The organism is Mesorhizobium subarcticum, assembly GCF_055456085.1.
Genome location: NZ_CM144237.1, coordinates 4045394 through 4057663, shown reverse-complemented (window position 1 = coordinate 4057663; position 12270 = coordinate 4045394). Strand labels below are relative to the sequence as shown.

Sequence of the window (12270 nt, the reverse complement as noted above, 5' to 3'; positions counted from 1 at the left end):
CCTGTAAGGCATTGAATGGACTCGGTTTTTATCCGCACAAGGTTAACGAAATTTGGCTTGGATTTACCTTACTGAGAAGGGTTAAGGGTTGAGTGCAGACGCGCTGGTGCCTTTTTCATCGGAGGCTTTCCAGTGATACACGGCGGACCGCATTCAGCGGCGCACTGGCGCGCGCTTTTTGTTGGTCGAGGTTGCATTGATACAGCCCGTGCCGCCACCAGAGTTGCAGGATCGTGAAGGAACGCCCGATATACAGGCGCATCGACTTTTCTGTGTGCAGAAAAATTTTGTAAAGCGCGACCTTTTCCCTCCGTCGATGAGGGCGGGCGTGATAGGCTGTAATGCTGCGAGAGACCACTTTTTCGATGGGAAAAATATCGAAAAGCCGCGCATGGTCATGTTTCTGATGAAGAGAACCATCGCTTTCTGAACGCAGCAATCTCAGCGTTGTAGTAGTCGATAAATGACCGCGTTCGCTTGAGCATCGATTCAGCGGCACGTTCTTTTTCTAGATGGGACAATCGTTGCTCCCAGGTCTCACTTGCCTTGATCATCTCCGTCAAGATTTGGACAGGAGCCTTTTTGGACCCAAACCGAAAGCGCTGGCTGTAGACACCACTCACGACATAGGGGCGTCGCGGACTGTCCTTGTAGACAGTGTTCAGAGCCGACCAGATCGCGTGCGGAAGGTCCTTTTCAAACTGCTTTTCGATTGTTGCCATGATAACAGCATCAGCTTCAACCGGGACTATCGGATATAGTGTTCCAATGTATGCTCGGCAGTTGGCGAACATGAAGCGTTTGGCCAGTTCATGCCACGAGACGCAAGCGTTGTTGATGATAATGGGCGTAGCTTGGTTTCCTAATTCGCGCGGCATCGCCAAATAATTATGGTCAAACATTTTCATTGCTGCTGATCCGGTTACACGATCTATCTCTTCTTTTTTCACCGGCTCTATTTTGTCTTGAGCGCGCATATCGACAAAATATCGTACGGCGCTCCCTATGTTGATCTTCTCGGTCTTTTTTGGGTCGGTCCAACTTACACCGTCGAGTGAATGAAACCGCATGTATTGCATAACATCGAGCATCTCTTCTTCGTCGGTCTGACCAACACCCAAGGCAATATCGACGACAAAGGTTCGAGGAACACCTTCATAGTCTTTGTACTCGTAGGTCCACCGAAAGCCGTCAGCGTCGCCGCAATGCGTTGCGAATATGAGCAGATCATACGGGAAAAGCTCGACCGCCTCAGTGATCGAGCGGACGGTTGCCTTACGACCGCTGTAACCGCGAACGAATACGCTTCGCTTGGCAAGGACCTTCGCGGACGCCTCAATTTCGGGAGCCGGAGTGGTCTCCGGATCGACCAGAACCGCAATCTCGACGCCGGGATTTCGAGGTTGTTCGGCAGCAAAGCCGTTAATGACAGAAATGCCTAGATCAGGGTACGTAAACAAATGGGTCGTCGGAACTTGCCGAAAGGCAACGCCAAAAGGCAGCTGTCTGGTTACAAAGGTGATGGAACCGCCATTTGGAACTACCACGTCCGGGCAAAGTTCCGAGACGCGACGTGTAAGACCTTCAAGGCGTTCGGTTGGGGACAAGTCGCCGGGGTCTTGCAGGCCGTAGAAACCCTCAAGAATTTCGTCGGCTGCTTCCCTAGGAACAGGGGGAATGAGGGCTAAGCCCGCGCCGAGAGCAAACGCGTAGTTTGCAGCAATCACTTCCGAAAGCGGTTCATGTATTTCGCAGACGACGAGATGATCGGAGGCGGGCACGTTCTCAACGGGGGATGCCTCATTCACAAATTCGATGCGGCGTCCTTCCTTCAAGGCCTTAAGCGTACCGATCCCGATCCGGTCCCGACCCCAAACGAGTGGTTCCCGTTCAAGTCTCTGAAAGCCGCCGACCTGATCTCGGGCATCAGCCCAACTATCTACGGTACGACAAAATCCCTTGGGTAACGTGGCCAACATTGCATCCATCGCCTCGGGAGCGACGCCGCCCATTAGCGCAGACTTGGCCTTGGAGCGAGCAAGAGCATTTTGGCGACGTGTAACCTCTGCTTGGCGATCATCGCGTCCCATCCGAGGCGCATCCATGACAGCAACGTATGCGCCACGCGTTGCGACCAGACACGACAGTTGAGCCGCAAATTGTGCGTCATCTGAGACAATAGCGATCGGATGAATTGAGGGGACTTTCAGGGGCATGTGGAGAGCTTTGCCCAATCCGGGCACCGTTGGCTAGTCCCGCCACTTTCTGCACTCATCCCGGCCGTCCTCTGCACTCAACCGTCGATCTATTCACCTTTCGTGTGTCGGCATGCGGGACAATCGTGCGGTACTGGGCGCGCGATGGCTGATCGGACGCCGGACGCCACCGGCAGGGATCAAATCGGTCGAGTGCAGACGGGGAGACGGGGAGTGATTCCACCCTACCCACCATTCAGAAAAAAAAAGAATGGTGGAAATCCAGTCGAGTTCCAGAGAAGCGTACTCATTATTTTTTTTTCCGTACACGCGGGGTAAGGAAAAGTCTCCCCGTCTCCCCGTTTCACGGTGTTTCACACGCTTCGGCGGGCGTGGCGGACGCACTCGCCGCTCGGATCAGGGCAAAGCGATAGGTATTCGACCCGTCACGCATGCCGGCCTTCTCAAAACGGTAGTCTCCGGCTGCGAGCCGATAGGAGTTCAGGCGCTTTTCCAGACGCGTGCCAAGGACGCGGTTCTGTAGATGCTCATCATCTCGATCGGCTGTGATATTCAATCCAGCGAACATGCAAACGCCAGACGACTCAAACACTGCACTGTGCGCCTCAGCTGCCGTGAATGCTCCCCTGCCTTCCTTTGCGGGACCATCGAAAAGTGCCTGCATGAGGTCGCTGTCTTCAAGGTTCTCGGTCTTCTTCGATGCTCGGAAAGAGTTGACGTTCTGCATGAACCCTTCGATACCTGCCGCGTCGAGAATGCCGCCCATGACCTTGGCGAAGCTCTCATAGCTCTTGAAACCCTGTCGGGCCGGATGCCGGCCCTTCGCGATCCAGTTCTGGATCATCGTGAGACAGGCCCAGACCAGTTCCCCACGATTCTCCATCACCCATCCGCTAAGATCGGGCTTGCTGAATGTACGATCTTCAAGTGCCGCTTCCGGGATTCGCGCATCCAGACGGATCGGCAGCAAACGCCGCACAAGCTCATCGGAGATCGATGCATTGTTGGCAGTTACGACCATGACGCCAAGGTTCGGATACTCTGCAATCCGCGTCTCACCAAGAATGCGGTCCCGCCACGTTTCAGCGGTCAGAAGGGCTGCTACGGCGCTGCCGCCGAACTTGCGCCGCACGTTGTCGTAGAAGATCATACTGACCCCCGCTCGCAGCTTGGCAGTAGTGCCCTTGCGAACCTCATCCTCGGTCTCGGGGAACGCTTCGGCAGCAGCAGACCGGCCGTGAGCGACGCGGTGAATCATGTCGACCAGATAGGTAGCGCCCGTGCCCGGCGCGGGCTTGTCGATGAGAAAGCCCGGCGTGCAGCCAGTATAGAGTTCGCGAGCGAAATGCTGGAGCAGAAGGGCGACCGCATGCGCCTTCGACGCGATGCCATCGCGTGGTTCGCCGCCGAAGTCGTCGGCAAAGCACCAGTCCCCCAAGAGGTCGATCAGGATCAGGTTCTTGGCGCGGTCCAGTTCCTCGGGCGTCGGACAATCGCTGACCGGAGGAATGGGAAGGTCGCCGATATCCACCAATGCACAAACGTCGCGTGCATAGCCGGCCGTCTGGCAAAGCGACCCATTGGCGGCATGAATGGGCGTGGCAACGATCCGGCGAAGGGGGAGTAGATAATCGCGGATCGCCATATTCCAAGTCTTCTTTACAACGACAAGCGGGAGAGCTTCCTTTCGCTCTTCGCCTTCCTTGAGGTCGAAGACAAAGGTGAGCGTGTCGTTGCACTCGCTTTCAAATTCGTCGCGGTTCATGGGAGCCAGGACCATTCGCGGTCCCTTGTCGTCTACCGTATCAATCAGCCGTGATGCCGCCCCACCAAAATTATAGTGCGAAGGGTCATGCTCGTTTCGCTGCAACAGCGCAGACTCCAGAGCCTCGCACTGCACGTCGAAATCGTCGCTCGCATAAATCGTGCCCTTGGCGCGATCGTTCTTACGCTCCTTGCGGAGTACCTTTTTGCGATCGGCAACCTTTTTGCCGAACTCGGTTGCGCCAATCTTTGCTCGCGCCTTCAACAAATCCATCGCATTGGAGGGCGCGCGCCCCGAAGCGCAGCATTCGATAAGCGCATCCTTGGTTGCCGCCGCAATAACACCGTCGCCCTCCCTTTCCGCGACGGCGCGCTGCAACAAGGCATCGAAGTTGAAAAGGGCAGTGCCGCCGTCCTCGTCGTCGATGCCGGCGAGATCGTAGGTCGGGTCGGTCAGGATCGAGTCAGGGAACCAGCCATCCTGCATCGCCTTCTGCATGTGCGTGAGGCGGTCGCGGCCGGAGCAGCCAGCGTGCGAGCAATGAAAGGAAAAGGTCTCAGCGTCAGCGCCGGCCGACTGGATGAAGCAGCCCTGATCGTCAGGATCGCCGGGGTTGCTATGGTCGTCATCGAAGGGGCACTCGATGGTGTATTTGGTATCAGACTGCTCGGTGCGAATCTTGTCTTCGCAATGATCCTTGAAGACCTGCGTGATGTCGAAGCCATGGCTACGATCGCGCGCCCACTGACGCAGTTCGACACCCAGCGTCGGCGACACGATCTGGCCGCGCGCCGTCGCGCCCATGATGTAGGCTGCCTGATCAAATGGATCGGACGAGACCTTGGTCGACGTGCTGGCGCTGGGAATGTCCTCGAACTTAAGCAGCCGGCCGCAGGTCAGCATGACCCGATAGTTCTGATGGTCCTTCGAGTGGCGCGGCAGATAGAACAGACGCGACGGATCACGCGCGGCCGGGTCTGGATCGACGCCGAACGACCGGCCGAGTTCGAGCACCTTCTGCGACCAAGAATTAATCACGTCTTTGTGGGCACCATCCTGCTCCATGTACACGAACGGGACGGCAAGCGGGAACAACATGCGGAACTTGTCGATGGGCCGCGTCTGGATGATCAGCTTCATGCCGTCTTCCTGACGCTTCTCAATGAACTCGGCTGCTTCGATCACGTCTTCGACGTATTTCTTTTCTTCCTCGCGCATGTAGCGGCGAATCGATTCAGTCGTAGGCGTGGTGTCGATCTGGTTCTTCTCGGCCCAGCGGTGGAAACGATCCTGAGCGATCTCGATGCCGGTCGATTCGTGGGAGTGGGTCGTGTAGAAGATGCACGTCAGCCCGGCCGCGCGAACGCGCTGGAAGCAATCCTCCAGAGACGCGCCCGAGTCCACGTCGATGCCCATCATGTAGTTGTGGGTGACGTTGTTCTTGGTCCGGCGCTTGGACTTGCCGAGGGTGCCAGTGACGAAGCAGCGACCTTCCTTCTTGCCGATATTGTGCTGAGAGAACAAGCGCTCGAACACCGCCTTGAACGGTGCCTCTGGGACCGACTTCCATTCCTTCTCGAAACGATTCTCGGCGACCGAAATAGCGATCGGCAGCGCGGCGACTTCCGGCGACATTTCGCCCCAAATCTCGGCATCGTTGAAGCAACTGGTCGGTTCATCCGGAGCCGCGTCGGGTGCAATCACAGACTCATCATCGGCAATCCGATTCAGGGCAGCAGCGGCTTCTTCGAAGTTGATGATTTCAGCCGTGATCTGGTCAGCGCCAGAGGGCTTGCGGGCGGGTTTCGCCATTTGAAAATCTCCAGAATTTGGGTGCACGAAGCACCCGCAAGCAACTGTGTTGCTTGCGTCAAAAATTCAGCGGATTTCGGGAGATTTTGTGGGACTTCCCAAAAGTCAGCGCTGGTGAAGTGATGTCTGCGCCGGCCCCGCCATGCGCCCATCTGGTGGGTGGTAAGTGACCGTCACCCCGTGGGGCAACGGCCACTCGCTTCTTTTGGAAGACCCACGGGCGCACCGTTGCACGGCTGGCGGGACGGGTCCAGAAATTCGAAAAAACGGCCCAAAGTTAGGGACGATGGCAGGGCGCGCCATCCTTCTCTCGCGCGAGACTCACCCTGCCGCCATTGCTGCGGCTTCCTCGCGAAGCTCGATTTCATCCAGCACGAGGCCTGCCAGTCGGCAGGGATTCCCCACGAGGAACAGGACGCGGCCAAAGGTGGATTCCGTGTCGGTCGCATCCAGTCGGAAGCACTTGTCGCGAGGGCGCATTACCGAGATTTCGTAGTCGATCGCACATTCGACCGTCTCGCCAGACGTGTCCTCGCGAACGTCGAAAAGGGTCATGTCAAGGACGACGTTTCGTCCGCGCGAGCGCAAATCGGCGGCGGCAGTCTTGCATGCGGCAGACCACTGGAAATGATGGTCGATCCACGCCCGCTTAATCTCAGGCGAGGCATGAAACAGTTCTCGCCACGCTACCGTGCCGAAAGGATCGTTGGCGGGATCGTAGAGGCCAAGGACGGCCTTTGAAATCTTCGGAGCATCAAACACATTGTCTCTCTTCGCGCGGCGGCCGGCTGCGCTGACTGGCGTTTCGGGAATGGGGATTGCCGCGCACCGCGCGTTGGATGCTGGCCCCGCCAGCATGTAAATCGGGGGAGTTGACGCGGCCATGCCACCGTCAATTTCGCATTATGGTCAAACCGCGATGGCTTTTTAATGGCAACCGACCACTCCGGCTCAAGTATCGGAGTGATTCAGCACTCCGCCCAGAGTTACATTCGTCCAGAACTACTTAACAAAAACAATGACTTGACTCTTATAGTTGTTCTGCCAACATTAATGCTGTCGAAAACATGGAGAAAGTTTAATGTTGAACATGTGGGAAGAGACATCGGCGTCGGCTTTGGCGCTTGCCGATACCATCCGCGATCTGGCGTCCGCACCGATCGAATGCGAGGACGATGCAGAAGAAATCGGCCGCGCGCTACAGGCTGCCGCCGCTGTTGTCTCGGCAAAAGGCGCGAGTCTGATCCGATTGAACGAACACCCGGCGATGAGGCGCGGGCGTGCGCCCTTCGGCCGTCGTTGCATCTCTGGAGAACGCTAATGCAGATCGAGAATTTCGAGGACTTCGAAGACATCATGGCAACGGCCCTCCGCCTTCGCGATGTTCTGGACGATCTGGGGTCGCGAAGGGTCGAGACCGTTGAAGATAGTCGGGCCTCTGGCTTGCAATTCAAGCTGCTGGCATCGTGCCTTGATGATGTCGGCAACGCCCTGTGCGAGGGCGTCTTTCTCGCTGCCAATTAATCTCTGCACTCAACCTGCACTGTCAAATCCGGCACGCCCGATCTCTCGCGGCGTGCCGCAACATTCGATCTATTATGCAGCAACCGCGTCGACAGACTCGCCCTGATCGGACGCCTTCTCTCGCGCGGGCTGCACAGTGGTTTTCAGCGGGTCTACCCTTGCAAGGTGCTCCAGAAGAACGTCCATGCTGTAGCCGTCTCCGTAGCCCTTTTCAGAGCTTCGCAGGGCCTCGTCGGACTTCCCGTCCCCTTCCGTCTCCCGCCCCGCCAGCGCTGCTCTAATTTCAAACTGCACACCTGCATTGCGTGCGGCGTCGGTCCACGTGTGGCGGAAGGAATGGAAGACAAGCCTCTCGTCGGTGATTTCTGCCTTCTCCCGCAGAATGCGCGCGAACCTCTTGCCGTAGGGGCCTCCGAAACGGCCTCGCTGGTCGGGCTGGCAAGAGGTAAAGAGCTTCGGTCCCTTGGACTGGCGTCTGGCAAGTTGGACAAATTTCAAGAAGCCCATTGCGATCAAAGCAGGATGAATTGGAATGGTCCTAACGCTTGCCTTGTTCTTAAGCTTCTTGCCGGTGTCGCCATGAGTTCTCGTTTATCGCGTCGGTGATGCGAATAGAGGGAATGCCCGCCTCATCCCGAATGTCGTTCTCATCAAGTTGACAGATTTCCTCCAAACGCGCGCCCTGATAGAGGGCGATATGCGGAATCCAGAAGTCATCATCCTTTGGCGACTTTTCCGTTTCGAGGGCGGCAAGGAGAGTCTGTAGCTGGACGACTGAAAACGGCTTGCGTCCGTCTTCTTTTGCGTCTGATTTCTTGCCCTTGACCTTTAGATTCCTGAACCCGTCGAAGGGGTTTGAATCGAGGAAGCCGCGCGCCACAGCGTGATTAACGATCACGCGCATTCCTTGCAGGTGCTTGGCGACCGTGGCCTCAGATACGGTCTTCCAATCCTTCCGTTGCCCAAGGAACACGATCTGGTCAAAGGTGAGTTCAAGCTTTGCGACTGGAATGTTGGCAGGGAGTTCGGGAAGGCGATCAGCAAAGATTCGAAGGTGATCTTTTGTCAGCGACTTCACCGGGAGGTCGCCGTTGATCTCGCAGAACCGACGAGCGGCGTAACTGAACTGGCGGACAGTCTGGTCGGGCTGTTTCGTCTTCTCTGCCCAATCCGCAACGATCTCATGCAGACCGGGGTCGGTGATGACGCTGGTCATGCCCTTCATCTCATCGACCACGACGCCCAGCTTATGCAAGCTGCGAGCCTTCTCGCGGATGATCTGTGCCAGTTCGGCAAGCTGGGCAGCGTCGGCCTTTCCTTCGAGTCGCTGGAGTTGTGCGGCAATGCGATCGACGAGCATGTCGTCGGGAACGATGGCAGACATGATTGAACCGGTATCGAGGAACCGGTGCTGAGAAACGTCGCTCACGATCTCTCGGCGAAGAGACGGGACGCCTCCCGCATTCTCCAATTCGCGGCTCTCGGCAGGTGTCAGGCGGGTCGAGTAGTCCGGCACGTTCGTCAGCGCCTTGGCGCGGTCGATCGCATCGTCTGTTTTGACGATATAGGGCCTGACCAGCTTCTCCGCGACTTTCTCGTCTGTCGTTTCTAGCGACCTATCGAGAAAGAGCGTTGGGTCGATCTTGCCTTTTAGTTCGGGAGGAATTGCACGCTGGAAATACCAGATGCCACGTTTGCCACGCTTCTTGAGATATTTTGCCATGGCCGGGCAATTTGGCCGGATTTGATGGCGAGTCAACAAGAGGTTAGGAACGTTTTAGGTCAGTTTTTAGGGCACCTGTCAGGTCAGGTGGGGTAAGAAACCTTGCATTTACAAGGGATTTAAGGGTTTGGCTAAGAGAGCCATTGGTGCGGTCGAGAAGACTCGAACTTCCACGGGTTGCCCCACAGCGACCTCAACGCTGCGCGTCTACCAATTCCGCCACGACCGCACGTGGTAGGAGCCGGAACCGACCGGCTCGCGGCGTGTAGCAAATCGTTTCCGGCGAAACAAGTGCGCGGCAAGCAATAATCTCAGGCAATTGGCATAACGCTCCACAGGATTGGAATACGGGGCCGGAACTGGACGTTTTGGGCGATTGACGCCATATGGGAGGCGTTGCATGTCGCCCAAAAGTGCAAGGCGGTTTTGGGGCCATGACATGCATGAGCAAAAAGCGACAAATCATGCCAGAACGCAGCCAGATCGCCACGTCGTTCCTGCCGCTCCCCGGTTCAGCGCCGGTCGAATGGCGCGTCGAGCCGGGCCTTACCGCCTATCCCGATGCGATCGCCTTCATGGAGGCGCGCGCCGAGGCGGTCCGCAGCGGGGCTGCCGGCGAAATGGTCTGGCTGGTCGAACATCCGCCGCTCTACACCGCCGGCACCAGCGCCCGCATCGAGGATTTGATCGAGCCTGACCGGTTTCCGGTCTTCGCGGCCGGTCGCGGCGGCGAATACACCTACCATGGGCCTGGCCAGCGGGTCGCCTATGTCATGCTCGACCTGAAGCGAAGACGCGAGGATGTGCGCGCCTTCGTCGCCGCGCTCGAACAGTGGATCATCGGCACGCTCGCCGCCTTCAACGTCCATGGCGAACGCCGCGAGGACCGGGTTGGCGTGTGGGTGGTGCGGCCCGACCGCCCTGCTTTGCCGGACGGTTCGCCGGCCGAGGACAAGATTGCGGCAATAGGCATAAGACTGCGGCGCTGGGTAAGCTTTCACGGCATCGCCATTAATGTAGAGCCAAATCTCAGCCATTTCGGCGGCATCGTGCCGTGCGGCGTGCAGGATCACGGCGTCACCAGCCTCGTCGACCTTGGCTTGCCCGTTGGCATGGCCGACCTTGATCTGGCGCTGAAATCCGCTTTCGAGGATGTGTTCGGCCCCGCCACGGCTTTGCCAGCCGAAGCGGCCCGCAAGGCCGGCTGAACCTTTTGGGACGAAGGCCAGCTCAGATCAGTTGCGCCGCCGCCCACAACACACCGCAGCCATGGATGGCGAACACCGCAAGCAGCGCGCCGGCCATGGCGAAGCGGTCGACGGTGCGGATCGGCTTCAGCTCGTAACGTGGCTTTACCCCGCTGCCCATGGTCAGCAGGCTGAGGATTGAAAAGACCGCGCCCGTCGCGAGCAGAAAGCCGGAGGAGAAGCCGGCCTGCCAGCCCACGGCCAGGAAAGCCGAGAGCAGGAAGAATGAGGCCAGCGCCAGCGCGATCGGCCCCGGACAGATCTGGCGCAGCACCTGGCCGCCGTCGAACTTCCACACCGGCACCAGATTGGCGATGTTGAACAGGGCGACAAACCCTGCCAGCGTCGCCAGCAGCACCGCCGCCAGCCGGTGTCCCTCCGCGCCCGCAAACGTGCTGGCGGCGATGGCGATCGGCACCAGGAAGGCGGAGAAACCTGCCCCCATCAGCGCCACGAAGGCCACTTCGAAACGGCTGTTGTAGGGCCGGCCGCCAATGGCGATGCCGCCAAGCAGCGGGATGAAGATCATCCGCGCCTTGCGGTGGCCCATCAAGCGGAATGCCGCCATGTGGCCAAGCTCGTGCAGGGCCACGACCGAGGTCAGGATCGAGGCCAGCGCCAGCCCGCCGAGGTGGAGGCCGAAGAACGGCCACAGGATCAAGGCCGACAGCGCGGCAAAGCCGACCTGGCTCAGCGGATGCTCGAACCAACCGCCCTTGCGGTACTGCCCGGTTACAGCCCAACGCTGCAGCTTGGAGAGCTCGCGGCGCATGGCAAAGTACCGGAACACCAGGAAGGCAACGCCACGATAGCGGTCAGTCCGGCTGAGCGCTACGCGCGTGCCGCTGCCTTCGGAGACCAGTTCTGTGGTTTCGCGATAGTCTTTCCAGAACGAGGCATCGAGCGCGGTATCCTCGATGACGCGCATCGCGAAGCGGCTGCCCTCGACAATGTCCTCGAACCGCGCCCGACGCTCGATCGGCTTGCCGTCGCGGCCTTCCCACGAAAGCATGATGCGGGCCACGCCCTCCCCGTCCAGCGGCTGCGCCGACAGGATCTCGCCCGACCAGCCGGCATCGCTGCCAAGCGGCCACAGCGCCTGCCAGAGGCGCTGACGGTCCGCGGGAATCACGCGGCTGGAGCTGACCGTGCGCAAACCGAGCGGCACGGTCATCAAGAGAAAGATCAGCCCGAGATTGCTGGCCACCAGAATGGCCGTGACGATGGGCGACACCTGGACGTTGCTCCTGCCTTGGAGACGCACCCTAGCGTCGCTGCGGCAAGAAAGGCTTAACGGCAATACGGTCTCTTTGACCGCCGGAAGCGAAGGCGGCGAGAGCCGCCAGATCACATGGCGCCGATCCAGATCGCCATGGAAATGAGGAATGTGCTCATGCAAACCAGCGAGATGACATCCTGAACCAGATCGGTCATAACTCTCTCCTGTTGTTGGTATGTTCTTAATTTGTTCTAATTTTGTTTCAATGTCAACGGACAGAATCCGGCCGTGGCCGGAATCTTCGAGCGATCAAATCGGCAGGGTTAAGAAAAGGTTGACGGCCCGGGCCTATCAACAGGTCAGGAAGATTTCGGGCGACGCCATCTTCCCGTAGGGTAATGGATGAGCCTTTTGCTGCTCTTGGCGCGCTTCAAGCCATTGCGATTGCTCGCCTGGGGTAAGCTATATTAACGCCCGCTTAATCTCAGTCGAGACAATAGTGGGTAAGCTGAACGACTAGCGAGTGATGGACGTGGGGCAACACCAAGGCGCCAATCAAGCTGATCGTTGGCGAAAGCGCATGAGGCAAGGCCGCCGGTGGCGCCTCCCGCGCAACTTTGTAACCTGGCTGCTCATCCTGGTGATGATCACGATCTCTTCCACACTGATCGCACTGAAGGCTCATTGGCGGTTCTGAGCCTGAGCGACTCTCGGAGAGACCAGAACCCCTGTAAGCAACCTACATTCGCGGAAATCTCGCTGGA

10 protein-coding genes and 1 tRNA gene are annotated in these 12270 nt (G+C 58.3%); 3 read left to right on the top strand and 8 right to left on the bottom strand.

The window, feature by feature from the left end; all coding sequences use genetic code 11:
• Window positions 1-115: 115 nt before the first annotated feature.
• From ACZYHG_RS19805 to ACZYHG_RS19790, 4 genes are all read right to left on the bottom strand, one after another.
• Complete coding sequence (locus ACZYHG_RS19805) at window positions 116-439, bottom strand: hypothetical protein (protein WP_464610004.1); 324 nt, start codon at window positions 437-439, stop codon at window positions 116-118.
• The gene (locus ACZYHG_RS19800; protein WP_464610003.1) at window positions 396-2216 is read right to left on the bottom strand and encodes a hypothetical protein; all 1821 of its coding nucleotides are present in this window, start codon (window positions 2214-2216) and stop codon (window positions 396-398) included. Before ACZYHG_RS19800 ends, ACZYHG_RS19805 begins: the two co-directional genes overlap by 44 nt.
• Window positions 2217-2559: 343 nt before the next feature.
• Window positions 2560-5793: a hypothetical protein gene (locus ACZYHG_RS19795; protein ID WP_464610002.1), complete on the bottom strand. Its 3234-nt coding sequence runs from the start codon at window positions 5791-5793 to the stop codon at window positions 2560-2562.
• Between the two features lie 321 nt (window positions 5794-6114).
• The gene (locus ACZYHG_RS19790; RefSeq protein ID WP_464610001.1) at window positions 6115-6678 is read right to left on the bottom strand and encodes a hypothetical protein; all 564 of its coding nucleotides are present in this window, start codon (window positions 6676-6678) and stop codon (window positions 6115-6117) included.
• 199 nt (window positions 6679-6877) lie between these two features.
• Between ACZYHG_RS19790 and ACZYHG_RS19785 the strand changes: the two genes are divergently transcribed.
• Both ACZYHG_RS19785 and ACZYHG_RS19780 read left to right on the top strand, forming a co-directional pair.
• The gene (locus ACZYHG_RS19785) at window positions 6878-7114 is read left to right on the top strand and encodes a hypothetical protein (RefSeq protein ID WP_464610000.1); all 237 of its coding nucleotides are present in this window, start codon (window positions 6878-6880) and stop codon (window positions 7112-7114) included.
• Window positions 7114-7317 carry a hypothetical protein gene (locus ACZYHG_RS19780; RefSeq protein ID WP_464609999.1) on the top strand — a complete coding sequence of 68 codons (204 nt, stop codon included), beginning with the start codon at window positions 7114-7116 and terminating at the stop codon, window positions 7315-7317. The genes ACZYHG_RS19785 and ACZYHG_RS19780 overlap by 1 nt, the downstream gene beginning before the upstream one ends.
• Before the next feature lie 72 nt (window positions 7318-7389).
• On the opposite strand, the gene ACZYHG_RS19775 is transcribed toward ACZYHG_RS19780, so the two are convergent.
• From ACZYHG_RS19775 to ACZYHG_RS19765, 3 genes are all read right to left on the bottom strand, one after another.
• Window positions 7390-7824: a site-specific integrase gene (locus tag ACZYHG_RS19775; RefSeq protein ID WP_464609998.1), complete on the bottom strand. Its 435-nt coding sequence runs from the start codon at window positions 7822-7824 to the stop codon at window positions 7390-7392.
• Window positions 7825-7873: 49 nt separating this feature from the next.
• Complete coding sequence (locus ACZYHG_RS19770) at window positions 7874-9040, bottom strand: DUF6538 domain-containing protein (RefSeq protein ID WP_464609997.1); 1167 nt, start codon at window positions 9038-9040, stop codon at window positions 7874-7876.
• Window positions 9041-9184: 144 nt separating this feature from the next.
• Window positions 9185-9269 (bottom strand) — tRNA-Leu (locus ACZYHG_RS19765).
• A 235-nt stretch (window positions 9270-9504) separates the two neighbouring features.
• Between ACZYHG_RS19765 and lipB the strand changes: the two genes are divergently transcribed.
• Window positions 9505-10248: a lipoyl(octanoyl) transferase LipB gene (lipB, locus tag ACZYHG_RS19760; RefSeq protein WP_464609996.1), complete on the top strand. Its 744-nt coding sequence runs from the start codon at window positions 9505-9507 to the stop codon at window positions 10246-10248.
• Between the two features lie 22 nt (window positions 10249-10270).
• Here the strand turns inward: lipB and ACZYHG_RS19755 are convergent, their stop codons facing one another.
• Window positions 10271-11521, bottom strand: a complete 1251-nt coding sequence (locus ACZYHG_RS19755) for a site-2 protease family protein (protein ID WP_464609995.1) — start codon at window positions 11519-11521, stop codon at window positions 10271-10273.
• Window positions 11522-12270: the final 749 nt, after the last annotated feature.

What these genes read in the sequence shown, in the direction of transcription:
- ACZYHG_RS19800 (WP_464610003.1), bottom strand. Translation starts at nt 2,216, where the DNA reads ATGCCCCTGAAAGTCCCCTCAATTCATCCGATCGCTATTGTCTCAGAT.
- ACZYHG_RS19795 (WP_464610002.1), bottom strand. Translation starts at nt 5,793, where the DNA reads ATGGCGAAACCCGCCCGCAAGCCCTCTGGCGCTGACCAGATCACGGCT.
- ACZYHG_RS19790 (WP_464610001.1), bottom strand. Translation starts at nt 6,678, where the DNA reads ATGGCCGCGTCAACTCCCCCGATTTACATGCTGGCGGGGCCAGCATCC.
- ACZYHG_RS19780 (WP_464609999.1), top strand. Translation starts at nt 7,114, where the DNA reads ATGCAGATCGAGAATTTCGAGGACTTCGAAGACATCATGGCAACGGCC.
- ACZYHG_RS19775 (WP_464609998.1), bottom strand. Translation starts at nt 7,824, where the DNA reads ATGGGCTTCTTGAAATTTGTCCAACTTGCCAGACGCCAGTCCAAGGGA.
- ACZYHG_RS19770 (WP_464609997.1), bottom strand. Translation starts at nt 9,040, where the DNA reads ATGGCAAAATATCTCAAGAAGCGTGGCAAACGTGGCATCTGGTATTTC.
- lipB (WP_464609996.1), top strand. Translation starts at nt 9,505, where the DNA reads ATGCCAGAACGCAGCCAGATCGCCACGTCGTTCCTGCCGCTCCCCGGT.